Raw genomic sequence first — 25,030 nt, 5'->3', positions numbered from 1 at the left:
CGACATGAACATTAAATTACTCAGCGGGATGGTGTTGCTCATGGTGTCGGCCATCGCACAGGCGCAACAACATTTCGACACTCCCGACAAAGCGACCGACGCGCTGGTAAATGCGATCAGCGAGCAAAATGAAGATGCAATGGGCAAACTGCTCGGGGAAAACTGGCGCGATTTCCTGCCGCCTGAAGGGGTCGATCCTGATGCCGTTGATCGCTTCCTGCGGGACTGGAAAGCCCGGCATAACACCGTGACTAAGGGTGATGTCGCGCATCTGGTGGTGGGCGATAGCGACTGGCAGCTTCCGATCCCGGTTATTAAGACCGCAAACGGCTGGCAATTTGATATTAAGGAAGCTTCCGAAGAGATCCTGACCCGTGAAATTGGCCGTAATGAACTCGCCGCGATAGAAGCTCTCCACGCTTATGTGGACGCGCAGCAAAGTTATTACGAGATGAACCAGACGTACGCGCAGAAAATTGTCAGTTCAGAAGGGAAAAAAGATGGCCTGTACTGGCCGATTACGCCAGGGGAAGCGCCCAGCCCGCTTGGCCCGGCATTCAGCCCGTCAGAGCCTGGGGCGGGCTATCACGGATATCGCTTCCGTATTTTGCCCGATAAAAACCACGGTTTTGCGATGGTCGCCTGGCCTGTCAGCTACGGACAAACGGGCGTGATGAGCTTTATGATCAATCAGGATGATACTGTTTATCAGAGCGATCTGGGCAAGGATTCTGAGCAAAAAGCCGCAGCCTTAACGGCGTACAGCCCGGATAAATCCTGGGAGGCCGTTGCCCCCTGACGGCTGGCGGCCAGGGGTTTTGTAGGCCGGGTAAGGCGAAGACGCCACCCGGCTTTTTAACTTACAGAATATTTGCGACTGATTTTGCCAGTTGGGCTTCCAGTACCGGCTTCGCTTCTTCGAACTTCAGGTTAACTTTGTTGGCATTAGACACTACGCGGGTCTGATATTTCGCGCGATCGCCCTGCTCGGTGCTGGTTTGCACTTTCACGCCGGATGTTCCCTGACGCAGCGCCGCGATGTTATCAGTGGTGACTTTCGCTTTGCTACGCTCAGAGATCTGCAAGTCGGTTACCATGGTGTAGTTCACGTCTTCCACCATGGCATCCGCCGCCATACCAATCAGACCAGCCGCCAGACCCACGCCCAGTGCGGCACCGGAAGAGTTGCTGTTATACGCGGTGATACCTGCGCCCAGTGCAGCACCTACAGCAGCACCTTCGTAGCCAGTTTTCAGATAGCCCTGAGATTCACGCAGATCCATTTTGTCCGCTTTCAGAACGTTAGCCTGTACCCAGTAGTAGGCGCCGTCAGGAGAACTGGTCACCTTATAGCCTTTGGCAACGAGATCGTTAGCCAGCAGGGTTTGCAGGTTGCTCATGTCTTTATCAGAGGTATTTTTAACCTGGATGTAGACCGTTTTTTCGTTTGATGGCTCCAGCCAGACGGTTTCGCTCATCTGGGTTTTCACTTCCAGATTGCGTTTTTTCACCGCGGTGGTCATCGCGCCACACCCGGTCAGCGTCATCGCCGCTGCCACTAAGCCAATCACCGCAACTTTCTTCAAAGACATGTGTTTTCCTTTTTTCGTGTAATAAAGAGTCCAGAACCCCTAAATAGCGCAGCCAGTAGCCACACAATGGTGAAAAAAGTATCGGCAGCCCGAAGAAAATTTTTAGCGATAATATCAATAAGATGACTACCAGAATGGGTAGTTTTCAGACAAAAAAAAACGCCTCCGGGGAGGCGTTTAGCAATCGTGAAGAAACTTACTTCTTCTTCGCTTTCGCGTTTGGCAGGTCGGTGATGCTACCTTCGAACACTTCTGCCGCCAGGCCCACAGACTCATGCAGAGTTGGGTGAGCATGGATGGTCAGCGCGATGTCTTCAGCGTCACAACCCATTTCGATAGCCAGACCGATTTCACCCAACAGCTCGCCGCCGTTGGTGCCGACAATCGCACCACCGATCACACGGTGAGTCTCTTTGTCGAAGATCAGTTTGGTCATACCGTCTGCGCAGTCGGAAGCGATAGCACGGCCAGAAGCAGCCCACGGGAAGGTGGCGGTTTCGTAGCTAATGCCTTTCTCTTTCGCTTCTTTCTCAGTCAGACCAACCCAGGCAACTTCTGGCTCGGTGTAAGCGATAGATGGGATCACTTTCGGATCGAAGTAGTGTTTCATGCCCGCGATAACTTCAGCGGCAACGTGGCCTTCGTGAACACCTTTGTGTGCCAGCATTGGCTGACCGACGATATCGCCGATTGCAAAGATGTGCGGCACGTTAGTGCGCAGCTGTTTATCAACGCGGATGAAGCCACGGTCGTCCACTTCCACGCCAGCTTTGCCCGCGTCGAGGTTTTTACCGTTCGGCACACGGCCGATAGCGACCAGCACGGCGTCGTAACGCTGTGGTTCCGCAGGGGCTTTTTTGCCTTCCATGGAAACGTAAATACCGTCTTCTTTCGCTTCAACGGCAGTCACTTTGGTTTCCAGCATCAGGTTGAATTTCTTGCTGATGCGTTTGGTGAAGACTTTAACGATGTCTTTGTCAGCAGCCGGGATAACCTGGTCGAACATTTCAACCACGTCAATATCTGAACCCAGCGCATGGTACACAGTACCCATTTCCAGACCGATGATACCGCCACCCATAACCAGCAGGCGTTTTGGAACGGTTTTCAGTTCCAGCGCATCGGTGGAGTCCCACACGCGTGGATCTTCATGTGGAATGAATGGCAGTTCGATTGGACGAGAGCCCGCCGCGATGATCGCGTTGTCGAAGTTGATCACGGTTTTGCCGTTTTCGCCTTCCACTTCCAGGGTGTTCGCGCCGGTGAATTTACCCAGACCGTTTACCACTTTCACTTTACGGCCTTTGGCCATACCCGCCAGACCGCCGGTCAACTGAGTGATAACTTTCTCTTTCCAGGTACGAATTTTGTCGATATCGGTTTTCGGCTCGCCGAAGACGATACCGTGTTCAGCCAGAGCTTTGGCTTCTTCGATAACTTTGGCTACGTGCAGCAGCGCTTTAGAAGGGATACAGCCGACGTTCAGACAAACACCGCCGAGGGTGCTGTAACGTTCTACGATGACGGTTTCCAGACCTAAATCCGCGGCGCGGAATGCTGCGGAGTAACCTGCCGGGCCTGCCCCAAGTACTACGACCTGAGTTTTGATTTCTGTGCTCATCATGACCTCTTAATTTATACCCGTCGTCCACCGGGTCGTTCTATCCGCCCGCAGTTTACAAAATTGTTAACAATTTTGAAACAACAAACGGCTCACGAATTGTCGCTTTCGCCAATAACCTCACAAACCCCATGAGATTATCAGAAAAAAGCCGGCCGATTGGCCGGCTTTTCGATTACATCACCAGGCGGCGAATGTCGCTCAGGGTGTTGTTGATGATGGTGATGAAACGCGCACCATCAGCACCGTCGATCACGCGGTGGTCGAAGGACAGAGAGATTGGCATCATCAGACGCGGCATGAACTCTTTGCCATTCCACACAGGCTCCATCGCGGACTTGGACACACCAAGGATGGCCACTTCCGGCGCGTTAACAATCGGCGCGAAGTGGGTCGTACCCAGGCCGCCGATGCTGGAGATGGTGAAGCAACCGCCCTGCATTTCGCCAGCAGTCAGCTTGCCATCACGCGCTTTCTTGGAGATCACGGTCAGTTCACGGGACAGCTCAGTGATACTCTTCTTGTTCACGTCTTTGAAGACCGGAACAACCAGACCATTTGGCGTATCAACCGCAACACCGATGTTGATGTATTTCTTCAGCGTCAGCTTCTGGCCATCTTCGGACAGAGAGCTGTTGAAGCGTGGCATCTGTTCCAGAGCCGCAGCAACCGCTTTCATGATGAAGACCACTGGGGTGAATTTCACGTCCAGTTTACGCTTCTCAGCTTCGGCGTTCTGCTGTTTACGGAACGCTTCCAGATCGGTGATATCAGTTTTGTCGAAGTGCGTAACGTGCGGGATCATCACCCAGTTACGGCTCAGGTTAGCACCAGAGATTTTCTGGATACGACCCAGTTCAACTTCTTCGATTTCACCGAACTTGCTGAAGTCCACTTTCGGCCATGGCAGCATTCCCGGGATACCGCCACCGGTGGCAGCAGCTGGAGCCGCTTCAGCGCGTTTCACCGCGTCTTTCACGTAAGTCTGCACGTCTTCGCGCAGGATACGACCTTTACGGCCAGTACCTTTGACTTTCGCCAGGTTCACACCGAATTCGCGCGCCAGGCGACGAATCAGTGGAGTCGCGTGGACGTAAGCATCGTTTTCAGCGAACTCAGATTTGCCTTCTGCTTTTGCAGCTGGTGCCGCAGCAGGTTTAGCAGCCTGAGCCGGTGCAGCAGCAGGTGCTGGAGCAGCCGCGGCCGCCGGAGCAGCAGCAGGCGCAGCGCCTTCCACTTCGAAGACCATGATCAGAGAGCCGGTAGACACTTTGTCGCCGGTGCTGATTTTGATCTCTTTAACGGTACCGGCGAATGGCGCAGGAACTTCCATGGAAGCCTTGTCGCCTTCAACGGTGATCAGTGACTGTTCAGCGGCAACTTTGTCGCCCACTTTCACCATCACCTCGGTCACTTCAACTTCGTCACCGCCGATGTCTGGTACGTTAACGTCTTTCGCGCCGCCAGCAACAGCTGGAGCCGCGGCCGCCGGAGCAGCTGCCTGTGCAGGCGCAGCAGCAGGTGCAGCACCCGCCACTTCGAAGACCATGATCAGGGAACCTGTAGACACTTTGTCACCGGTGTTGATCTTGATCTCTTTAACGGTACCCGCGAACGGAGCCGGAACTTCCATAGAGGCTTTGTCGCCTTCAACGGTGATCAGAGACTGCTCAGCCGCAACGGTATCGCCCACTTTCACCAGGATTTCAGTGACTTCAACTTCGTCACCGCCGATGTCAGGCACGTTAACTTCTTTCGCTGCCGCGGCAGCTGCTGGTGCAGCAGCGGCCGGAGCGGCTTTCTTCTCTTCCTGCGCAGGTGCAGCAGCTGCTGCACCGTCGGCGGAATCGAAAATCATGATCAGTTTGCCAGTCTCGGTTTTATCGCCAACAGAGACTTTGATCTCTTTAACGATGCCAGCCTGAGGAGACGGGACTTCCATAGAGGCTTTGTCGCCTTCTACGGTGATCAGCGACTGTTCAGCTTCAACTTTGTCGCCTACTTTGACCAGGATCTCGGTGATTTCAACTTCATCAGCCCCGATGTCCGGTACATTGATTTCGATAGCCATTATTCTTTTACCTCTTACGCCAGACGCGGGTTAACTTTTTCTGCATCGATGTTGAATTTGGTAATTGCATCCGCAACCACTTTCTTATCGATTTCGCCACGTTTAGCCAGTTCGCCCAGTGCTGCTACAACCACGTAAGAAGCATCAACTTCGAAGTGGTGACGCAGGTTTTCGCGGCTGTCAGAACGACCGAAGCCATCAGTACCCAGTACGCGATAATCATCAGCTGGTACGTAAGTACGAACCTGCTCAGCGAACAGTTTCATATAGTCAGTAGAAGCGACCGCTGGAGCGTCGTTCATCACCTGAGCGATGTACGGAACGCGCGGAGTTTCCATTGGGTGCAGCATGTTCCAGCGCTCACAATCCTGGCCATCACGCGCCAGTTCAGTGAAGGAGGTTACGCTGTACACGTCAGAACCGACACCGTAGTCGTTCGCCAGGATCTGTGCTGCTTCACGTACGTGACGCAGGATAGAACCGGAGCCCAGCAGCTGAACTTTGCCTTTGCTACCTGCAACGGTTTCGAGTTTATAGATACCTTTACGGATACCTTCCTCGGCACCTGCTGGCATTGCCGGCATGTGGTAGTTTTCGTTCAGCGTGGTGATGTAGTAGTAAATGTTCTCTTGTGCTTCACCGTACATACGGGTCAGACCGTCGTGCATGATGACAGCCACTTCGTACGCGTAAGACGGGTCGTAAGAGATACAGTTAGGGATAGTCAGAGACTGAATGTGGCTGTGACCATCTTCGTGCTGCAGACCTTCACCGTTCAGGGTAGTACGACCGGAAGTACCACCTACCAGGAAGCCGCGAGCCTGTTGGTCGCCTGCCTGCCAGCACAGGTCACCGATACGCTGGAAACCGAACATCGAGTAGTAGATGTAGAACGGGATCATTGGCAGGTTGTTGGTGCTGTAAGAGGTCGCAGCAGCCAGCCAGGATGCGCCAGCACCCAGTTCGTTGATACCTTCCTGAAGGATCTGACCTTTTTCGTCTTCTTTGTAGTATGCAACCTGCTCACGGTCCTGCGGGGTGTACTGCTGGCCGTTCGGGCTGTAGATACCGATCTGACGGAACAGACCTTCCATACCGAAAGTACGCGCTTCGTCAGCAATGATTGGAACCAGACGATCTTTGATCGACTTGTTCTTCAGCATCACGTTCAGGGCACGAACGAAAGCGATAGTGGTAGAGATTTCTTTGTTCTGCTCTTCCAGCAGCTGAGAGAAGTCTTCCAGCGCTGGCAGTTCCAGTTTCTCGGTGAAGTTAGGCTGACGAGCTGGCAGGTAGCCTTTCAGCGCCTGACGACGTTCGTGCAGGTACTTGTGCTCTTCAGAACCTTCCGGGAAGGTCAGGTAAGACAGGTTTTCTACCTGCTCATCGGTTACTGGAACGTTGAAACGGTCGCGGATATAACGCACGCCGTCCATGTTCATTTTCTTAACCTGGTGAGCGATGTTTTTACCTTCTGCGGTATCACCCATGCCGTAACCTTTGATGGTGTGGGCCAGGATTACAGTCGCTTTACCTTTGGTTTCCTGCGCTTTTTTCAGTGCAGCGTAGACTTTCTTCGGATCGTGACCACCACGGTTCAGGGCCCAGATCTGCTCATCAGTCCAGTCTGCAACCAGTGCTGCGGTTTCAGGATATTTGCCGAAGAAGTGCTCACGAACGTAGGCACCGTCTTTGGATTTGAAGGTCTGATAGTCGCCGTCAACGGTTTCGTTCATCAGCTGGATCAGTTTACCGCTGGTATCTTTACGCAGCAGCTCATCCCAACGACCGCCCCACATGACTTTAATCACGTTCCAGCCAGCACCGCTGAAGATGCCTTCCAGTTCGTTGATGATCTTGCCGTTGCCGGTTACCGGACCATCCAGACGTTGCAGGTTACAGTTGATGATGAAGCACAGGTTGTCCAGCTTCTCACGGGTCGCGATGGTGATCGCACCTTTAGATTCTGGTTCATCCATTTCGCCGTCGCCCAGGAAGGCGTATACGGTTTGCTCAGAGGTGTCTTTCAGGCCACGGTGTTCCAGATATTTCAGGAATTTAGCCTGGTAGATCGCACCGATTGGACCCAGACCCATAGAAACGGTCGGGAACTGCCAGAATTCTGGCATCAGTTTAGGGTGCGGGTAAGAAGACAGACCTTTACCGTGAACTTCCTGACGGAAGTTGTTCATCTGCTCTTCAGTCAGACGACCTTCCAGGAATGCACGTGCATAGATGCCCGGAGAGATGTGGCCCTGGAAGTACACCAGATCGCCGCCGTCTTTCTCGTTAGCTGCACGGAAGAAGTGGTTGAAGCACACTTCGTAAACGGTTGCAGAAGACTGGAAGGAAGCCATGTGGCCGCCCAGTTCCAGATCTTTCTTGGATGCGCGCAGAACGGTCATAATGGCGTTCCAGCGGATTGCAGAACGAATACGACGTTCCAGATCCAGATTGCCCGGGTATTCCGGTTCGTCTTCGACGGCAATCGTGTTTACGTAGTTGTTAGCCCCTGCACCTGAAGCCACTTTCACACCGCCTTTACGGGCTTCAGAAAGCAGCTGATCAATCAGATACTGAGCACGCTCAACACCTTCTTCACGGATGACCGATTCGATCGCCTGTAGCCAGTCGCGAGTTTCGATCGGATCCACGTCATTTTGGAGACGTTCTGACATGGGGGTATTCCTTATCTATCTAATACGTTGATTTGTCTGGAACCTGTCCCATTGCACTTTTTTCGAAAACTAAAAGCGCAATAAGACAGGTTCTGCGTTTAGTTGCCGCGCTCTAAAAAAACCTGGCGCTTAATCCTTTCGTTGCTGTATGCGGCGTAATGAACGTTCGCGACGCGATTGTTCACGGCTGCGGTCCAGCAAGATTTCCTCAATGAAAGCCAGATGTCGGTGCGACGCTTCGCGCGCCTGCTCCGGTTCCCCGGCCATTATCGCCTCGAATACTCGGGTGCGATGGTTGCTGACCAGCGGAAGCATTTCCCGACGGGCATACAACAATTCAAAATTCTGACGAACATTCTGGGCCAGCATCGGCTCCATGCAGCGAAGCAAGTGTAGCAACACCACATTATGTGCCGCTTCGGTGACGGCAATTTGATACTGGACGACGGCATCGGACTCGGCGTCTAAGTCGCCGGACTGCTGTGCCCGTTCAATGGCCTGATGCAGTTCGCGGATACGCACGCGATCTTCATCAGTGCTGCGAAGGGCGGCGTAATAGGCCGCAATACCTTCAAGCGCGTGACGGGTCTCAAGCAGGTCAAACTGGGATTCTGGGTGGTCAGAGAGAAGTTCTACCAGCGGATCGCTGAAGCTCTGCCACAGGCTGTTTTGCACAAAGGTTCCGCCGCCCTGGCGACGAAGCAGCAAGCCCTTTGCTTCGAGGCGTTGAATTGCCTCACGCAGCGAGGGACGGGAAACGTCGAACTGTTTTGCCAGCTCGCGTTCAGGCGGGAGTTTTTCACCAGGGCGCAGAGTCCCTTCGAGGATTAAAAACTCCAGCTGCTGCTCAATCACATCGGATAGTTTTGGTTGGCGAATTTTGCTGTAGGCCATATTCCCTGTCTTACGCCTTTTTGCCCGGAGTCAATTGGTCTTACCAATTTCAAGTTCGTATCGCTAAAGTAACAAAGTATTCACCTTCTGTCCATATTGGTTTTGATTGAAATCAGTAAACCCTGCACATTTTAACAACCTTACAGAAATAACGTTTCAGAAATGTAACTTTGCACAAATGAGTTGATTACCCATAAAGAGGCAGTTTTAACCTTAATGAAACGAGGGGTTTTGCAATCTGAAGCGATTCAACAACGCAAATAATGAAAATTCGCCCACTTATGGAGCATTTTTATTCTATAGGTTGGGGTAGGAAGGAATTACAGGCCAATTTACAAATGCTTTCTTTTTATTCAACTCGTCATCAGCCCTTCATAAAGCAGGTGCATTCACGGTCGCTTACCACTATTCTGGCGCTTACGGAAGTCATCTCCGCTTTTTTCGGTCTCGTTAACCGTAAAGAATTAAATACAGAAAACGGATGTTCATAATTACACACGCACAGCGTGAACATAACAACCACACACGAGGTTTCAAATGGAAGCTCAACAGCACGGCGATCAGCTAAAGCGTGGCCTTAAAAACCGCCACATTCAGCTCATCGCATTGGGTGGTGCTATCGGTACCGGCCTGTTTCTGGGAAGCGCATCCGTTATCCAGTCTGCCGGCCCTGGCATTATTTTGGGTTACGCAATCGCGGGTTTTATTGCCTTTCTGATCATGCGTCAGTTAGGCGAAATGGTGGTCGAAGAGCCGGTAGCCGGGTCATTCAGCCACTTTGCTTATAAGTACTGGGGAAGCTTTGCGGGCTTCGCCTCCGGCTGGAACTACTGGGTACTGTACGTTCTGGTTGCCATGGCTGAGCTTACCGCCGTCGGTAAGTACATTCAGTTCTGGTACCCGGAGATCCCAACCTGGGCTTCTGCTGCGGCCTTCTTCGTCATCATTAACGCCATCAACCTGACCAACGTAAAAGTGTTCGGTGAGATGGAGTTCTGGTTTGCCATCATCAAAGTCATCGCCGTTGTGGCCATGATCATCTTCGGTGGCTGGCTGCTGTTCAGCGGTAACGGTGGCCCGCAGGCGACCGTACGTAACCTGTGGGAACAGGGCGGATTCCTGCCGCACGGTATGAGCGGCCTGGTCATGATGATGGCTATCATCATGTTCTCCTTCGGTGGGCTGGAGCTGGTGGGTATCACTGCCGCTGAAGCCGACAACCCGGAGCAGAGCATCCCGAAAGCCACTAACCAGGTTATCTACCGTATTCTGATCTTCTATGTGGGTTCACTGGCCGTGCTGCTCTCCCTGCTGCCGTGGACGCGTGTTACCGCAGATACCAGCCCGTTTGTACTGATCTTCCACGAGCTGGGCGATACCTTCGTGGCAAACGCCCTGAACATCGTGGTGCTGACCGCTGCGCTGTCCGTTTACAACAGTTGCGTATACTGCAACAGCCGTATGCTGTTTGGTCTGGCTCAGCAGGGTAACGCCCCGAAAGCACTGCTCAACGTCGACAAGCGCGGCGTGCCGGTAAACACCATTATCGTCTCGGCTGTTGTGACGGCACTGTGCGTGCTGATTAACTACCTGGCCCCGGAATCTGCCTTCGGTCTGCTGATGGCACTGGTGGTTTCAGCTCTGGTAATCAACTGGGCAATGATCAGCCTGGCGCACATCAAATTCCGCCGCGCCAAGCAGCAGCAAGGTGTGGCCACTCGCTTCCCGGCCCTGCTTTACCCGCTGGGTAACTGGGTGTGCCTGCTGTTCATGGCGGCAGTGCTGGTTATCATGTTAATCACCCCGGGCATGGCGATTTCTGTGTACCTGATCCCGGTGTGGATTGCGATCCTCGGCGTGGGCTATCTGGTTAAACAGAAAAATGCCAACGCGGTGAAAGCACACTAATTTACTCTTCCACTCTGCACGTCTTTTCAGGCGTGCAGAGTGTTGTTACCTTCCTCACAAATTCCCGCCTACAGCAATTTTATCCATATCACCGACCTTATACTGCAACGCAAAAATTCCTTTGCCAGCAAATAATTCTCTCCATACCGAAACCCGGAGAGCAGTCAATGGATAACAACAAACTGTCAGTAAAAGAAAAGATCGGCTATGGGATGGGAGACGCGGGATGTAATATCATCTTCGGCGCCATCATGTTGTTTGTTAACTATTTTTATACAGATATTTTTGGTCTGGCGCCTGCACTGGTCGGCGTATTGCTGCTGTCTGTTCGCGTTATTGATGCCGTAACAGACCCTATTATGGGGGCTATCGCTGACCGTACCCGCAGTAAATATGGTCGGTTTCGTCCATGGCTGTTGTGGATAGCCTTCCCCTATGCGCTGTTCAGTATCCTGATGTTCACCACGCCAGACTGGAGCTATAACAGCAAAGTTATCTATGCCTTTGTCACTTATTTCCTGCTGTCGCTGACCTACACCGCCATCAATATTCCTTACTGCTCGCTGGGTGGTGTGATTACTAACGATCCTAAAGAACGCGTTGCCTGTCAGTCTTATCGCTTCGTCATGGTGGGTATCGCGACGCTACTGCTGTCTCTCACCTTGTTGCCGATGGCCGACTGGTTCGGTGGGGATAACAAAGCTAAAGGCTACCAGATGGCGATGACCGTGCTGGCGCTGATTGGCACCTGCATGTTCCTGTTCAGCTTCTCAACCGTGCGCGAGCGCATCCGCCCGGCAGTACAGACCAATGACGAGCTGAAGAACGATCTTAAAGACGTGTGGAAGAACGACCAGTGGGTACGCATTCTGCTGCTCACGCTTTGCAACGTCTGCCCGGGCTTTATCCGCATGGCCGCTACCATGTATTATGTGACCTGGGTGATGGGGCAAAGCACCCACTTCGCCACCCTGTTTATCAGCCTGGGCGTGGTCGGCATGATGTTCGGCAGTATGCTGGCGAAAGTGTTAACCGACCGCTGGTGTAAGCTGAAAGTCTTCTTCTGGACCAATATCGTGCTGGCGATTTTCTCCTGCGCGTTTTACTTCTTCGACCCGAAAGCAACAACCACCATCGTGGTGCTCTACTTCCTGCTGAATATCCTGCACCAGATCCCTTCCCCGCTGCACTGGTCACTGATGGCCGATGTGGACGATTACGGCGAGTGGAAAACCGGTAAACGCATCACCGGGATCAGCTTCTCCGGCAATATCTTCTTCCTCAAGCTGGGGCTGGCGATTGCTGGTGCAATGGTGGGCTTCCTGCTCTCCTGGTACGGTTATAACGCCGGGGCAAAAGCGCAAAGCGCAGACGCCATCAACGGTATTGTGCTGCTGTTCACGGTGATTCCGGGCGTCGGGTATCTGATTACCGCCGGTGTAGTGCGTCTGCTGAAAGTTGACCGTGAAACCATGAAGCAGATCCAGGAAGACCTGGAGAAGCGTCGCAATAACTACCGCGAGCTGAACGATTATCAGGAACTCAAAGCCGCTGAGACGAAATGACGAAATAAGGAAAGCCGAATGCAAACCTGGCCCAACCCGTTTATCGAACAACGAGCCGATCCCTATATTTTGCATCATGAGGGGCAATACTATTTTATTGCCTCGGTGCCAGAGTACGACAGGCTGGCAATCCGCCGCGCTGACACGCTGGAAGGGTTACGCAGCGCCGACGAGGTTGTCGTGTGGCGTAAACCCGATACCGGACCGATGAGCCAGCTGATTTGGGCACCGGAGCTGCATTACATCGACGGGAAGTGGTACATCTATTTTGCCGCCACGCACACCCAGGCGCTGGATAATCTCGGGATGTTCCAGCATCGCATGTTCGCCCTGGAGTGCGCAGACCCGGATCCCCTCACCGGAAAATGGCAAGAAAAGGGGCAGATTAAAAGCCAGTTCGACACCTTTGCGCTGGACGCCACCACCTTTATTCATCAGGGTAAACGCTGGTATCTGTGGGCGCAAAAAGCCCCGGATATCTCCGGAAACTCCAACCTCTATCTGTGTGAAATGGAGAATCCCTGGACGCTCAAAGGTGAGCCGGTAATGCTCAGCAAACCGGAATATGACTGGGAGTGTCGCGGATTTTGGGTTAACGAAGGCCCGGCGGTACTGGTGCACAATGACAGGCTGTTTATCAGCTACTCCGCCAGCGCAACCGATGAGAACTACTGCATGGGGCTATTGTGGATCGATATGAACGCCGATCCGCAAAACCCGGCAAACTGGCAGAAATCTCCACGCCCGGTATTCACCACCAGCTATGAGAATCGCCAGTATGGGCCGGGGCACAACAGCTTTACGCAAACGCCGGATGGGGAAGATGTGCTGGTGTATCACGCACGTAACTACACCGAAATTGAAGGCGATCCGCTTTACGATCCCAATCGCCATACCCGCCTGAAGCTTGTCCACTGGGACAAAAACGGGATGCCAGATTTTGGCATCCCGCCTGCTGATACGCTTTAACCGAAGTGACGGCGCGCTGGGCTACACCAGCGTGCCGTAAATAGTCAGCAGCGCCACAACCACCACCACCACAAAGGATGTTTTCTTCGCCATCGACACAGCCGCTTTAGGCGTCTCTATCTTGTCGGTGTGCGGCTCGCGCGCCAGTGAGAACTGCGCCAGACGCGTTAACACCTGATACTGCGCAGTGTGGCGGTCAGCCAAAGAGGCAAACCACGCTGGCAGCGCTTTTTCGCCGTGCCCAATCAACGCATACACCACACCCACAAACCGCACCGGGATCCAGTCCAGCACATGCAAAATGGCATCAATCCCGGATTGCAGACGCTCATGTGGGGTGAGGTATCGGGCAAGCCAGGTCTGCCAGGCGCGTAAAAATGCATAGCCCATCAGCAAAACTGGTCCCCACGGGCCGCCCACTACAAACCAGAAAAGCGGCGCCAGATAAAAGCGGAAGTTAATCCACAGCAGGGCATTTTGCAGCTCACGAAGAAAATCACGCTCGTCACAATCAGGCGGAACGCCGTGGATCATGGTGAGCTCGCTCGCCATTGCACTTCGCGCATGGGCATCATCCCGGGATGCCGCCTTCAGATAGGCGTGATAATGCATCCTGACTTTGCCCGCGCCAATGCACAAAACGCCGAGCAGGATCCACACCACCAGCAACGGCACATTGAAAAAGAGGCCGTGTAGCGAACGCAATAGCAGGAAAGTAATCAGCATCACGCCAGCGGTCATCAGCAGCGTGCGGAGCAGAGAAAAGTGTTTGATACGGCGGAAGAGGACTTCCAGCCGGTGATCCAGGTGCCAGTGTTCACCGAGCTTGAACAGACGTTCCGCAACGATAACCAGCAGCATGGTAAACAGCGTCATGTTATCTCCTTATCTGACGATGCGGTAAGCATGGCGTGAAACAGCGACCAGTCGAATGCCGGGCCGGGGTCCGTTTTCCTTACCGGAGCAATATCACTGTGCCCCGTTATATTATCGACTATCGCAGGATACAACCCGATAAGGGTCTGCGTCACGGCAACCAGTTGCTGATACTGCGCATCGGTATACGGCGTGGTATCCGTGCCTTCCAGCTCAATCCCGATTGAAAAATCATTACAGCGTTCGCGTCCGTGATAAACCGACACCCCCGCATGCCAGGCGCGCTTATCAAAAGGAACATACTGAACAATCTCCCCATCACGACGGATCAGGCAATGTGCCGATACCCGCAGATGGGCGATTTCTGCAAAAAAGGGATGAGCATTGGGATCAATCGTTCCCGTGAATAATGCATCGATCCACGGACCGCCGAACTCACCCGGCGGCAAACTAATATTATGAACCACCAGCAGTGAGGGCTGTTCATCCTCCGGGCGGCAATCGTGGTGCGGCGAGGGCACATGCCGCGCATCCACCAGCCATCCGTTCTCTAACAACATGCTGGAACTCCTTCTGTATGGTGCTATTACTCGGTTCAGAGTAGCATGTTTCAATATTATGATTCGTTACCAATTTGGAGTTTTATCATGCCGCCTCGCCGCTACAACCCCGACCACCGACGTGACGCGCTTCTGGAACGTATTAACATGGATATTCCGGCAAGCGTTGCCCATGCTTTGAAAGAAGACCTGGGCGGCGACGTCAATGCCGACAACGATATTACCGCGCAATTATTGCCAAAAGAGACACGCTCCCACGCCGTCATCATTACCCGTGAAGACGGCGTATTTTGCGGAAAACGCTGGGTTGAAGAGGTCTTTACTCAGCTCGCGGGTGACGATGTTCAGGTCACCTGGCATGTTGACGATGGCGACACCATCAGCGCAAATCAGCCGCTGTTTGAGCTTGATGGCCCTTCCCGCGTGCTGCTGACCGGCGAACGTACCGCACTGAACTTTGTGCAGACGCTGTCAGGCGTAGCCAGTGAAGTGCGCCGCTACACCGATCTGCTGGCAGGCACGCGTACCCAGTTACTGGATACCCGTAAAACGCTGCCAGGCCTGCGCACCGCCCTGAAATATGCGGTGTTATGTGGCGGTGGCGCAAACCATCGTCTGGGTTTATCCGATGCCTTCCTGATTAAAGAGAACCACATTATTGCTTCTGGCTCCGTGCGTCAGGCGGTGGAGAAAGCCTTCTGGCTACACCCGGACGTGCCAGTTGAGGTGGAAGTGGAAAACCTCGACGAGCTGGATGAAGCCATCAAAGCCGGGGCCGATATCATCATGCTGGATAACTTCGAAACTGACCAGATGCGCGAAGCAGTGAAACGCACTGACGGTAAGGCGCAGCTGGAAGTATCCGGAAATGTGACGTTTGAGACAATCCGCGAATTCGCTGAAACGGGTGTCGATTTCATCTCCGTTGGCGCGCTGACCAAACACATCCGCGCACTCGACCTCTCTATGCGCTTTAAGTGATACCACCTTTCCCCTCTCCGCCCGGAGAGGGGAAATACGAAGCCGCTCGCAACTCTGTTGTCCCGCGCTGCAACCCCGCATTAATTCGCTGAAAGCGCCTTCACACTTCTTTTTTTGCCCCTCGTCTGTGCTCCTCCACGCTGCCACAGTAGCGCCACTTTTTCTAAGGAGCAGATATGAACAGACAACAAGGCTTCACGCTGATTGAGTTAATGGTGGTCATCGGCATTATTGCCATCTTAAGTGCGATCGGCGTACCCGCTTACCAGAACTACCTTCGGAAAGCCGCACTCACCGATATGCTGCAAACCTTTGTCCCGTACCGTACCGCCGTTGAGCTTTGTGCCCTGGAGCACGGCGGCGTAGACAGCTGCGATGGGGGAAGTAATGGTATCCCCTCGCCTGTTACCTCTCGCTATGTTTCTGCCATGAGCGTGACAAAAGGCACGATTACCCTTACAGGGCAGGAGAGCCTGAACGGTCTTGACGTCAGTATGATTCCGGTTTGGGACAACAGCAACGGCATGACCAGTTGGACACGGACATGCAGCATCGCGAACGATAGCGCGCTTAAGCAAGCCTGCGAAGATGTCTTCCGCTTCGACAGTCATTAAGCGGAGCGGATGAAATGAATACGGAACAACTTATGGCGCTCTGTCAGCGCCACCATGCACAGCTGCTCACAAGCGATGCGAGTATGGTTAACATCGCGGTGGTGGGCACGCCTGCCGCAGAACTGATGGAAGCCTTACGTTTCGCGACGCAAAAGCGCATTGATATCGAATGCTGGACGAGCGAGCGCATGGAAAAACACCGGCAGTTGGCATCGCAATCACATCTGCCTGTGGCATCAACGGCCCACTCCGCGGTGGATATTCTCAACCACACGTTGTTGCAGGCCATGCGTCAACGGGCGTCAGATATTCATATTGAGCCGTCGGAACACGCTTGCCATATTCGCCTGCGTATCGATGGGGTACTCAATCCGCACACCACCCTCAACGCCGGGCTGGCAACCTTGCTCACCGCACGGTTAAAAGTGCTGGGTAACCTGGATATTGCGGAACGACGTCTGCCCCAGGATGGGCAGTTTACGGTCGAACTGGCAAACGAACCGGTCTCTTTTCGTATCGCCACCCTGCCCTGTAGTGGCGGGGAGAAAATCGTTCTGCGTCTGCTACAGCAGGAACAGCAGGCGCTGGATATTGCGCAGCTGGGCATGAGTGCAGAGCAGCAGGCCCGATTTACCGACATGCTGTACCAGCCACAGGGGTTGATCCTGGTCACCGGGCCAACGGGGAGTGGTAAAACCGTCACCCTCTACAGCGCCTTGCAGGCGCGTAATACGCCGGATGTGAACATTTGCAGCGTAGAAGATCCTATCGAGATCCCCCTCACTGGGCTCAATCAGACCCAAATTAACCCGCGTTCCGGGCTCACCTTTCAAAGCGTATTGCGCGCCCTGCTACGCCAGGATCCTGACATCATCATGGTGGGTGAAATTCGTGATGGCGAAACGGCAGAAATTGCCATCAATGCCGCACAGACCGGGCACCTGGTGCTCTCCACTCTTCATACCAATTCTACGGCAGAGACGCTGATCCGTTTGCAGCAAATGGGTGTCGCTCGCTGGATGATCTCTTCTGCACTCTCTCTGGTCGTAGCACAGCGTCTGGTTCGCCGCTTGTGCCCCCATTGTCGACAGCAGGGGCAGAACAAAGCCGTATTGCCTCACACACTTTGGTCGCGAGAGCTTCCGCAGTGGCGACCAACTGGATGCGATCGTTGCTATCACGGTTTTTATGGCCGAATTGCCCTGTTTGAGGTGCTGACCATCGACAACGACTTGCGTCAGGCCATTTCCAGTGGTGCCGCAATTGAGGTTATCGAAGCAAGCGCCCGGCAGACCGGGATGACCAGCCTGTTTGAACATGGCTGTATGGCGGTTGAGCAAGGGCTAACCACCGTGGAAGAGCTGGTGCGAGTGCTGGGTATGCCCAATGGCGGCTAATCAGCTCTGGCGCTGGCGGGCGCTTACAGATGAGGGCGAGTTACAAAACGGGGTGATGTGGGCCATCAACCGTGAAGCCGCATTCACTGCATTAATGCGAAAAGCGCTGCATCCTTTGGCGCTGGTGCGCTGTTCGCAGCGTCGTCGGTGGCAGTCCCACCACTGCTATGACATTTTTCGACAGCTCGCGACGCTTCTGAAGGCAGGGCTTACGCTGTCTCACAGTCTCGAGATGCTGGCGCAGCAGCACCCGGTCACGCAGTGGCAGGCACTATTGCAAAGTCTGGCTGACGATCTTAGCGAGGGATGTGCCTTGTCTACGGCATTAAAAAAATGGCCAGAGGTATTCAGCCCGCTCTACGTTTCAATGGTGAAAACAGGCGAGCTCACGGGCAAGCTGGAAGAGTGTTGCCGCCAGCTCGCACAACAACAAAAATCGCAGCAGCTGCTTAATGCAAAGGTAAAAAAAGCACTGCGCTACCCGGTGATAATCCTGACGCTGGCCGTTGCCGTTGTACTGGCAATGGTCACGCTGGTTTTGCCAGAGTTCGCGGCTATCTACAGAACATTTAATACCCCTCTGCCGCTGTTAACGCAGATGGTAATGGGGCTGGCTGTGTTCATTCAGGAATGGGCAATAATTCTGGCCACATTAGTGCTCATTCCGCCCGTTGTTATTTATCGTCTTCGGCGCCATGTGCGATGGCAGCGAGTGAGTCAGCGGATAGTGCTGAATTTACCCGTTATGGGTGCACTGGCCAGGGGGCAAAAACTGGGGCAGATCTTTACTGTGCTGTCACTCACTCAGCAGGCTGGTATCGCCTTTTTACAAGGTCTGGAAAGCGCGGAAGAGACTGTTGAAAATCCATTCTGGCGGGATGTGATTCAGGGGATGCGGGAGAAAATCGAACAGGGAATGCCGGTCTGGTCAGCATTTCACCATGCTGCGGTGTTTACACCACTCTGTATTCAACTAATACGCACCGGGGAAGTTTCCGGGGCTCTGGATATCATGCTGGAGAATCTTGCTCATCACCACACGGAGCAAACGTTCCAGCAAGCAGATAACCTGGCGGCACTGCTGGAGCCAATACTGTTGATTGTGACGGGAGTCATTATCGGTACGCTGGTGGTTGCGATGTACTTACCGATTTTCCATCTGGGGGATGCGATGAGTGCGGGTTAGTGCTGAATAGTGCTGGCGCACAGAGGTGCGCCAGCATGAGCCATTACAGGCTATTGAATACGCGGTTTTCCTGCTCCTGAACGCGGATAAACGTGGTACGTTTCGTCAGCTCTTTCAGGCGAGATGCACCAACGTAGGTACAAGCAGAACGCAGGCCACCGAGGATATCCAGCGCAGTAAGATCCACCGGGCCGCGCAGTGGCAGCTTCACGGTTTTACCTTCAGCTGCACGATATTTTGCCACGCCACCCACATGACGGGTCATCGCGGATTCAGAGCTCATACCGTAGAACAGCATAAATTTCTCGCCGTTCTCTTCAACCACCGTACCGCCACTCTCTTCGTGACCCGCCAGCATTCCGCCGAGCATCACGAAATCGGCACCGCCACCAAAGGCTTTAGCCACATCGCCCGGCATGGTACAACCGCCGTCGCTGATAATCTGGCCGCCAAGACCGTGGGCTGCATCAGCACACTCAATCACCGCAGAAAGCTGCGGGTAGCCCACGCCGGTTTTCACACGTGTGGTACACACGGAACCCGGGCCAATGCCCACTTTCACGATATCCGCGCCGGAGAGGATCAGCTCTTCACACATTTCGCCGGTCACAACGTTACCCGCGATAATGGTTTTGGTCGGCCAGGCTTCACGCGCTTTGCTGACGAACTGTACGAAGTGCTCGGAGTAACCATTCGCGACATCAATACAAACGAAATTCAGCGCCGGGTTAGCCGCCAGGATCTGTTTGGTCTTTTCAAAATCCGCATCGGATGTACCGGTAGACACCATGACATGTTTAACAACATCGTCAGACGAGGACGCCACAAAGGCATTCCACTCTTCAGGGCTGTAGTGCTTATGCACGGCGGTAAGGACATCGAATTTAGCCAGCGCCGTTGCCATTGCAAAGGTACCCACGGTGTCCATGTTGGCAGCAATGATTGGCACACCAGACCAGGTCTGACCGGAATGTTTAAAGGTGAAGTGACGTTCGAGTTCAACGTCTGAGCGACTTTTCAGTGTAGAGCGTTTAGGGCGGATAAGAACGTCTTTGAAACCTAACTTCAGATCTTCTTCGATACGCATGTGCGGATTCCTGGGGTTAGAGGCAAATATGTTAAAAGCACAACTCCAGTGACGCTATCATACGCACTAATACCTGCTCCGCAAGACTGCGAAATTCTCTTTTTTTACGCTACAATCCTATAAATTTACCTGGTAGAAAGCAGGTAAAGAGAGTTAACCGTTCGCTGCTCTAAGTTTAAATTTTAAGCAACTGATTTTAATAATGAATAATTCCCAGGATTTGATTTAATGGGGTACATCGTCGCGTTAACCGGCGGCATCGGTAGTGGCAAAAGCACCGTTGCAGACGCTTTTTCTCGTCTGGGCATCCCGATTATTGATGCCGATATTATTGCCCGTCAGGTGGTAGAACCCAATACACCCGCATTAAAGGCCATTGAAGCGCATTTCGGGCGTGAAGTGATCAATGCTGATGGCACGCTCAATCGTCGCCAGCTTCGCGAGTGCATTTTTTCTGATTCTTCAGAAAAAGCCTGGCTTAATGCCCTGCTCCACCCCATTATCCACCAGGAAACCCAGCGTCAGATTGCTGAAGCCCACTCACCCTACGTACTGTGGGTTGTGCCGCTGTTGGTGGAAAATCAGCTTCACAAAAAAGCCGACCGGGTTCTGGTTATCGATGTTTCCCCCGAAACGCAGATCGAGCGAACAATGACGCGCGACCATGTCTCGCGTGAACATGCTGAACAAATTCTTGCTGCTCAGGTCACGCGTGAAGCGCGCCTTGCTGTTGCGGATGATGTTATTGATAATAACGGCGCACCAGATGCTCTTGCATCGGATGTTGCCCGTCTGCACGCGCAGTATCTGACGTTCGCCGCGCAGGCCGTTGCACAGGAAAAACCATAATGTCTACTCATATCCTTTTTGAGCACCCGCTTAACGAAAAAATGCGTACCTGGCTGCGTATCGAGTTTTTAGTTCAACAGCTTTCACACCATCTGCCTGTTAACGATCACGCCACTGCGCTGCATTTTTTCCGCAATGTTGGCGATCTGCTGGATGTCATTGAACGCGGTGATGTTCGCACCGAGTTATTAAAAGAGCTTGAGCGCCAGCAGCGTAAATTGCAGGCCTGGGCTGAAGTGCCGGGCGTTGATCAGAGTCGTATTGATTCGCTTCGCCAGCAGCTCAAAACCAGCAGCAGTGTGCTGATGGCCGCTCCCCGCGTGGGGCAATTCTTGCGTGAAGACCGGCTTATCGGCCTGGTCCGTCAGCGTCTGAGCATTCCTGGCGGCTGTTGCAGCTTTGACCTGCCGACACTCCATATGTGGTTGCACATGCCGCAAACCCAGCGCGATGCGCAAGTGAATAGCTGGCTTGCAAGCCTGGAGCCAATGAACCAGACGTTATCACTCATTCTCGACCTGGTACGCAATTCAGCGCCTTTCCGCAAGCAAACCAGCCTGAATGGTTTTTACCAGGATAACGGTGATGATGCCGATCTGCTGCGCCTGAATTTGTCCCTGAGCGATCAGCTTTACCCGCAAATCTCCGGCCACAAAAGCCGCTTTGCGATTAGATTTATGCCTCTGGACAGCGAAAATGGCCTCGTGCCTGAGCGCCTCGATTTTGAGCTGGCCTGCTGTTAAGGAGTATTGATGTCTGACGTAACAACCGTAAGCTGCCCGACCTGTGGGAAAACTGTCGTCTGGGGCGAAGTGAGTCCATTTCGCCCGTTCTGCTGCAAACGCTGCCAGCTCATTGACCTGGGCGAATGGGCGGCGGAAGAGAAGCGCATTCCAAGCGAAGGCGATCTCTCTGACAGCGATGACTGGAGCGAAAACCAGCAGTAATTTGTAAAGCCTGCTGGCGATTCGCTTAGCAGGCCTACGGCTGTGCGGCTAATCTCAGGATCACAGGCTCATTAGCTGGCGGGAATTTATCAGCATCACTTGCCTGAAGTTCAACCCAGTGACCAGGCTGCCCCTCTTTTCCCCAGGGTTCCCCTTCCCAGTTTTCGACAAGCCAGAACCACAATGTGATGTGGCGGTCAGGGAACTGGTACTCAAGCTTATCGAAAAGTGTTGCTCCAACGGGTGTGATCCCGACCTCCTCCTGAAGCTCGCGAATCAGCGCCTGTTCCGGCGTTTCACCTGATTCAATCTTTCCCCCCGGAAATTCCCACTTATTCGCCATATGAGCATCGGCTGCCCGCTGGGTAATGAAGATCTGGTTTTGTGGGTTGCGAATGATCCCGACGGCAATTTGCAGTGTTTTCATAGTGTGACTTCCATAAAAAAGGCGCAGATTTCTGCGCCTTTTAGATTATGTTACGTTCTTAGCTTAGACGACCGTGGCACGCCTTGTATTTTTTACCGGAGCCGCATGGGCACGGATCGTTACGCCCGACTTTACGATCACCGGTTTGTGCCGCGATAGCCGCAGCCGCTTCGCTGTCGTCTGTCTGGTGGCTCAGCTGTTGCATCTGTGCCAGACGCTCCGCTTCTTCACGACGCTGCTGCTCCATCGCTTCTACTTCTTCCGGCATCCGCACCTGAACCTTGCTCAGGGTGCTGATCACTTCATATTTCAGTGACTCCAGCATGGAAGCAAACATGGAGAAGGACTCACGTTTGTATTCCTGTTTCGGATCCTTCTGCGCATAGCCACGCAGGTGGATACCCTGGCGCAGGTAATCCATTGCCGCCAGGTGCTCTTTCCACAGGGAGTCCAGCGTTTGCAGCATTACGCCTTTCTCAAAGTGACGCATCATCTCAGCGCCAACCACTTCTTCTTTACGCTTGTAAACTTCCAGCGCGGTTTCGAAAATACGTTCGCGCAGGGTTTCTTCATGCAGTTCCGGCTCTTTGTCCAGCCACTCTTTGATTGGCAGTTCAAGGTCGAAGTCGTTTTTCAGACGCTCCTGCAAGCCTTCGATATCCCACATTTCTTCCAGAGACTGCGGTGGAATGTGGCCATCGATGGTCGCTTTGAACACATCTTCACGGATGCTGTTGATGGTTTCGCTCACGTCGGACACGTCCAGCAGTTCGTTACGCTGGGTGTAGATGGCGCGACGCTGATCGTTAGCCACGTCATCATATTCCAGCAGCTGCTTACGAATATCGAAGTTACGGCTTTCAACTTTGCGCTGAGCGTTAGCAATCGCTTTAGTGACCCACGGGTGTTCAATCGCTTCGCCAGGTTTCATGCCCAGTTTACGCATCATGCCGGATACACGGTCAGAGGCGAAAATACGCATCAGTGCATCTTCCATAGACAGGTAGAAGCGGGAAGAACCGGCATCACCCTGACGACCGGCACGACCACGCAGCTGGTTATCGATACGACGAGATTCGTGACGTTCGGTACCAATGATGTGCAAACCACCGGAAGCCAGAACCGCATCGTGACGCACCTGCCAGTCAGCTTTGATCTGAGCAATCTGTTCTGGCGTTGGGTCTTCCAGCTCAGCAACTTCAGCCTGCCAGCTACCGCCGAGCATAATATCGGTACCACGACCCGCCATGTTGGTGGCGATGGTCACCGCCGCCGGGTAACCCGCCTGCGCAACGATATCTGCTTCTTTGGCGTGGAACTTGGCATTCAGTACGTTGTGTTTAATGCCCGCTTTGGTCAGCTCATTGGAGACCACTTCGGATTTCTCGATAGAAATGGTACCCACCAGAACCGGCTGGCCAGCCGCGGTACGATCGCGAATGTCTTCAATGATCGCCTGGATTTTTTCCGCTTCAGTCATGTAAACCAGATCCGGCATATCCTTACGGATCATCGGACGGTTAGTTGGAACAACCACGGTATCCAGTTTGTAGATGGAGCTGAATTCAAACGCTTCGGTATCTGCGGTACCGGTCATACCTGCCAGCTTCTCGTACAGACGGAAGTAGTTCTGGAAGGTGATGGATGCCAGCGTCTGGTTTTCATTTTGAATATCCACACCTTCTTTGGCTTCAACAGCCTGGTGCAGACCATCGGACCAGCGACGACCCTGCATGGTACGACCGGTGTGTTCATCAACGATGATAACTTCACCGTCTTTTACGATGTAATCCACGTCGCGGGTAAACAGCGCATGAGCGCGCAGTGCCGCAGTTACGTGGTGCATCAGCATAATATTGCTCGGGGAGTACAGCGACTCGCCCTCGTCCATGATGCCCTGAGCAACCAGCAGCTCTTCAATTTTCACCAGGCCGCGTTCAGTCAGGTTAACCTGACGCGCTTTTTCATCCACGGAGAAGTGGCCTTCGCCCTGGAAAGTATCGGAGTCTTCTTTTTCCTGACGCAGCAGGTGCGGAATGATTTTGTCGACTTTACGGTACATCTCGGAACTGTCTTCAGCCGGGCCAGAGATGATAAGCGGGGTACGCGCTTCGTCGATCAGAATGGAGTCCACCTCATCCACCAGCGCATAGTGCAGTTTACGCTGTACACGCTCTTCAGGGCTAAATGCCATGTTGTCGCGCAGGTAGTCGAAGCCGTATTCGTTGTTGGTACCGTAGGTGATATCCGCATTGTACGCTTCGCGTTTGGCCGGCGCAGGCAGACCAGACATGTTGATGCCGACGGTCATACCGAGGAATTCGAACAGTGGACGGTTGTTTTCGGCGTCACGCTGCGCCAGATAGTCGTTGACGGTAACAACGTGAACGCCTTTGCCAGACAACGCGTTCAGGTAAGCAGGCAAGGTTGCGGTCAGGGTTTTACCTTCACCGGTACGCATTTCTGCGATGCAGCGTTCGTTCAGAACCATACCACCCAGCAGCTGTACGTCGAAGTGGCGCATTCCAAACACACGCTTACTTGCTTCACGGACGACGGCAAAGGCTTCCGGAATCAGGCTTTCTAAGGATTCACCTTTTTCCAGACGCGCACGGAATTCCCCGGTTTTGGCTTTCAGCTCGTCATCAGAGAGCTTCTCCATCGCCGGTTCCATACCGTTGATGACGGTGACAGCTTTGCGCATACGGCGCAGGGTACGATCGTTACGACTACCGAAAACTTTGGTTAATAATTTGATTAACATAATAAATTCTCAAACGCCCCATTGTGGGCAGATAAATTAAGGTA

General features: G+C 53.3%; 21 protein-coding genes. 11 read left to right on the top strand and 10 right to left on the bottom strand.

From position 1 onward, the window contains the following. The first annotated feature begins 4 nt into the window (after window positions 1-4). Window positions 5-799, top strand: a complete 795-nt coding sequence (locus F3J30_RS16210) for a DUF2950 domain-containing protein (protein WP_166717893.1) — start codon at window positions 5-7, stop codon at window positions 797-799. Window positions 800-860: 61 nt separating this feature from the next. Here the strand turns inward: F3J30_RS16210 and traT are convergent, their stop codons facing one another. The 5 genes from traT to pdhR all read right to left on the bottom strand — a co-directional run bounded on the left by traT (window position 861) and on the right by pdhR (window position 8,856). Further along, window positions 861-1,592: a conjugal transfer complement resistance protein TraT gene (traT, locus tag F3J30_RS16205; RefSeq protein WP_014068925.1), complete on the bottom strand. Its 732-nt coding sequence runs from the start codon at window positions 1,590-1,592 to the stop codon at window positions 861-863. Between the two features lie 196 nt (window positions 1,593-1,788). Continuing rightward, window positions 1,789-3,213, bottom strand: coding sequence for a dihydrolipoyl dehydrogenase (gene lpdA / locus F3J30_RS16200; protein WP_014068924.1), 1,425 nt, complete (start codon window positions 3,211-3,213; stop codon window positions 1,789-1,791). 175 nt (window positions 3,214-3,388) lie between these two features. Then, entirely contained in the window at window positions 3,389-5,284 is a 1,896-nt protein-coding gene (aceF, locus tag F3J30_RS16195) for a pyruvate dehydrogenase complex dihydrolipoyllysine-residue acetyltransferase (protein ID WP_014068923.1), read from the bottom strand. A 14-nt stretch (window positions 5,285-5,298) separates the two neighbouring features. Continuing rightward, entirely contained in the window at window positions 5,299-7,962 is a 2,664-nt protein-coding gene (gene aceE, locus F3J30_RS16190; protein WP_014068922.1) for a pyruvate dehydrogenase (acetyl-transferring), homodimeric type, read from the bottom strand. A 129-nt stretch (window positions 7,963-8,091) separates the two neighbouring features. Further along, a complete protein-coding gene (pdhR, locus tag F3J30_RS16185; protein ID WP_014068921.1) occupies window positions 8,092-8,856 on the bottom strand; it encodes a pyruvate dehydrogenase complex transcriptional repressor PdhR in 765 nt (254 codons plus the stop codon). 537 nt (window positions 8,857-9,393) lie between these two features. Here pdhR and aroP point away from each other — a divergent pair. From aroP to F3J30_RS16170, 3 genes are all read left to right on the top strand, one after another. Then, complete coding sequence (gene aroP / locus F3J30_RS16180; RefSeq protein WP_014068920.1) at window positions 9,394-10,764, top strand: aromatic amino acid transporter AroP; 1,371 nt, start codon at window positions 9,394-9,396, stop codon at window positions 10,762-10,764. Between the two features lie 167 nt (window positions 10,765-10,931). Continuing rightward, window positions 10,932-12,329 carry an MFS transporter gene (locus F3J30_RS16175; RefSeq protein WP_014068919.1) on the top strand — a complete coding sequence of 466 codons (1,398 nt, stop codon included), beginning with the start codon at window positions 10,932-10,934 and terminating at the stop codon, window positions 12,327-12,329. Window positions 12,330-12,347: 18 nt separating this feature from the next. After that, window positions 12,348-13,298 (top strand): family 43 glycosylhydrolase, encoded by a 951-nt coding sequence (locus F3J30_RS16170; protein WP_166717892.1) that lies wholly within the window; start codon window positions 12,348-12,350, stop codon window positions 13,296-13,298. Window positions 13,299-13,319: 21 nt separating this feature from the next. Here the strand turns inward: F3J30_RS16170 and ampE are convergent, their stop codons facing one another. Both ampE and ampD read right to left on the bottom strand, forming a co-directional pair. Continuing rightward, the gene (gene ampE / locus F3J30_RS16165; RefSeq protein ID WP_014068917.1) at window positions 13,320-14,174 is read right to left on the bottom strand and encodes a beta-lactamase regulator AmpE; all 855 of its coding nucleotides are present in this window, start codon (window positions 14,172-14,174) and stop codon (window positions 13,320-13,322) included. Next, a complete protein-coding gene (gene ampD, locus F3J30_RS16160) occupies window positions 14,171-14,734 on the bottom strand; it encodes a 1,6-anhydro-N-acetylmuramyl-L-alanine amidase AmpD (RefSeq protein ID WP_166717891.1) in 564 nt (187 codons plus the stop codon). Before ampD ends, ampE begins: the two co-directional genes overlap by 4 nt. 87 nt (window positions 14,735-14,821) lie before the next feature. Between ampD and nadC the strand changes: the two genes are divergently transcribed. The 4 genes from nadC (at window position 14,822) to hofC (ending at window position 18,912) form a co-directional block, all read left to right on the top strand. Beyond that, on the top strand, window positions 14,822-15,715 hold the full coding sequence (nadC, locus tag F3J30_RS16155) for a carboxylating nicotinate-nucleotide diphosphorylase (protein ID WP_166717890.1): 894 nt from the start codon (window positions 14,822-14,824) through the stop codon (window positions 15,713-15,715). A gap of 176 nt (window positions 15,716-15,891) precedes the next feature. Further along, window positions 15,892-16,329 (top strand): prepilin peptidase-dependent pilin, encoded by a 438-nt coding sequence (gene ppdD, locus F3J30_RS16150; protein ID WP_166717889.1) that lies wholly within the window; start codon window positions 15,892-15,894, stop codon window positions 16,327-16,329. 14 nt (window positions 16,330-16,343) lie between these two features. Then, the gene (gspE, locus tag F3J30_RS16145; protein WP_166717888.1) at window positions 16,344-17,726 is read left to right on the top strand and encodes a type II secretion system protein GspE; all 1,383 of its coding nucleotides are present in this window, start codon (window positions 16,344-16,346) and stop codon (window positions 17,724-17,726) included. Further along, a complete protein-coding gene (gene hofC, locus F3J30_RS16140; protein WP_166717887.1) occupies window positions 17,716-18,912 on the top strand; it encodes a protein transport protein HofC in 1,197 nt (398 codons plus the stop codon). Before gspE ends, hofC begins: the two co-directional genes overlap by 11 nt. A gap of 43 nt (window positions 18,913-18,955) precedes the next feature. Here hofC and F3J30_RS16135 read toward each other — a convergent pair whose 3' ends face one another. Then, complete coding sequence (locus tag F3J30_RS16135) at window positions 18,956-19,999, bottom strand: GMP reductase (protein ID WP_166717886.1); 1,044 nt, start codon at window positions 19,997-19,999, stop codon at window positions 18,956-18,958. A gap of 228 nt (window positions 20,000-20,227) precedes the next feature. Here F3J30_RS16135 and coaE point away from each other — a divergent pair, with 228 nt between their 5' ends. The 3 genes from coaE to yacG are packed head-to-tail and all read left to right on the top strand — an operon-like array spanning window position 20,228 to window position 21,795. Beyond that, a complete protein-coding gene (gene coaE / locus F3J30_RS16130) occupies window positions 20,228-20,848 on the top strand; it encodes a dephospho-CoA kinase (RefSeq protein ID WP_166717885.1) in 621 nt (206 codons plus the stop codon). Next, window positions 20,848-21,591: a cell division protein ZapD gene (gene zapD / locus F3J30_RS16125; RefSeq protein ID WP_166717884.1), complete on the top strand. Its 744-nt coding sequence runs from the start codon at window positions 20,848-20,850 to the stop codon at window positions 21,589-21,591. Before coaE ends, zapD begins: the two co-directional genes overlap by 1 nt. A 9-nt stretch (window positions 21,592-21,600) precedes the next feature. Continuing rightward, window positions 21,601-21,795 carry a DNA gyrase inhibitor YacG gene (yacG, locus tag F3J30_RS16120; RefSeq protein WP_006810106.1) on the top strand — a complete coding sequence of 65 codons (195 nt, stop codon included), beginning with the start codon at window positions 21,601-21,603 and terminating at the stop codon, window positions 21,793-21,795. 34 nt (window positions 21,796-21,829) lie between these two features. Here the strand turns inward: yacG and mutT are convergent, their stop codons facing one another. Together mutT and secA are read right to left on the bottom strand one after the other, a co-directional pair. Then, on the bottom strand, window positions 21,830-22,222 hold the full coding sequence (mutT, locus tag F3J30_RS16115; protein WP_166717883.1) for an 8-oxo-dGTP diphosphatase MutT: 393 nt from the start codon (window positions 22,220-22,222) through the stop codon (window positions 21,830-21,832). A gap of 58 nt (window positions 22,223-22,280) precedes the next feature. After that, window positions 22,281-24,986, bottom strand: coding sequence for a preprotein translocase subunit SecA (gene secA / locus F3J30_RS16110; protein ID WP_166717882.1), 2,706 nt, complete (start codon window positions 24,984-24,986; stop codon window positions 22,281-22,283). Window positions 24,987-25,030 lie beyond the last annotated feature (44 nt).

It is taken from the genome of Enterobacter sp. Tr-810, from assembly GCF_011752765.1.
In the GTDB taxonomy this organism is placed as follows: domain Bacteria; phylum Pseudomonadota; class Gammaproteobacteria; order Enterobacterales; family Enterobacteriaceae; genus Enterobacter; species Enterobacter soli.
This window is presented reverse-complemented; position numbering and strand designations above follow the sequence as displayed.

Bases quoted from the DNA above. Each gene is read 5' to 3' on its own strand.
- F3J30_RS16210 (WP_166717893.1), top strand. From the start codon at position 5: ATGAACATTAAATTACTCAGCGGGATGGTGTTGCTCATGGTGTCGGCC.
- traT (WP_014068925.1), bottom strand. From the start codon at position 1,592: ATGTCTTTGAAGAAAGTTGCGGTGATTGGCTTAGTGGCAGCGGCGATG.
- lpdA (WP_014068924.1), bottom strand. From the start codon at position 3,213: ATGAGCACAGAAATCAAAACTCAGGTCGTAGTACTTGGGGCAGGCCCG.
- aceF (WP_014068923.1), bottom strand. From the start codon at position 5,284: ATGGCTATCGAAATCAATGTACCGGACATCGGGGCTGATGAAGTTGAA.
- aceE (WP_014068922.1), bottom strand. From the start codon at position 7,962: ATGTCAGAACGTCTCCAAAATGACGTGGATCCGATCGAAACTCGCGAC.
- pdhR (WP_014068921.1), bottom strand. From the start codon at position 8,856: ATGGCCTACAGCAAAATTCGCCAACCAAAACTATCCGATGTGATTGAG.
- aroP (WP_014068920.1), top strand. From the start codon at position 9,394: ATGGAAGCTCAACAGCACGGCGATCAGCTAAAGCGTGGCCTTAAAAAC.
- F3J30_RS16175 (WP_014068919.1), top strand. From the start codon at position 10,932: ATGGATAACAACAAACTGTCAGTAAAAGAAAAGATCGGCTATGGGATG.
- F3J30_RS16170 (WP_166717892.1), top strand. From the start codon at position 12,348: ATGCAAACCTGGCCCAACCCGTTTATCGAACAACGAGCCGATCCCTAT.
- ampE (WP_014068917.1), bottom strand. From the start codon at position 14,174: ATGACGCTGTTTACCATGCTGCTGGTTATCGTTGCGGAACGTCTGTTC.
- ampD (WP_166717891.1), bottom strand. From the start codon at position 14,734: ATGTTGTTAGAGAACGGATGGCTGGTGGATGCGCGGCATGTGCCCTCG.
- nadC (WP_166717890.1), top strand. From the start codon at position 14,822: ATGCCGCCTCGCCGCTACAACCCCGACCACCGACGTGACGCGCTTCTG.
- ppdD (WP_166717889.1), top strand. From the start codon at position 15,892: ATGAACAGACAACAAGGCTTCACGCTGATTGAGTTAATGGTGGTCATC.
- gspE (WP_166717888.1), top strand. From the start codon at position 16,344: ATGAATACGGAACAACTTATGGCGCTCTGTCAGCGCCACCATGCACAG.
- hofC (WP_166717887.1), top strand. From the start codon at position 17,716: ATGGCGGCTAATCAGCTCTGGCGCTGGCGGGCGCTTACAGATGAGGGC.
- F3J30_RS16135 (WP_166717886.1), bottom strand. From the start codon at position 19,999: ATGCGTATCGAAGAAGATCTGAAGTTAGGTTTCAAAGACGTTCTTATC.
- coaE (WP_166717885.1), top strand. From the start codon at position 20,228: ATGGGGTACATCGTCGCGTTAACCGGCGGCATCGGTAGTGGCAAAAGC.
- zapD (WP_166717884.1), top strand. From the start codon at position 20,848: ATGTCTACTCATATCCTTTTTGAGCACCCGCTTAACGAAAAAATGCGT.
- yacG (WP_006810106.1), top strand. From the start codon at position 21,601: ATGTCTGACGTAACAACCGTAAGCTGCCCGACCTGTGGGAAAACTGTC.
- mutT (WP_166717883.1), bottom strand. From the start codon at position 22,222: ATGAAAACACTGCAAATTGCCGTCGGGATCATTCGCAACCCACAAAAC.
- secA (WP_166717882.1), bottom strand. From the start codon at position 24,986: ATGTTAATCAAATTATTAACCAAAGTTTTCGGTAGTCGTAACGATCGT.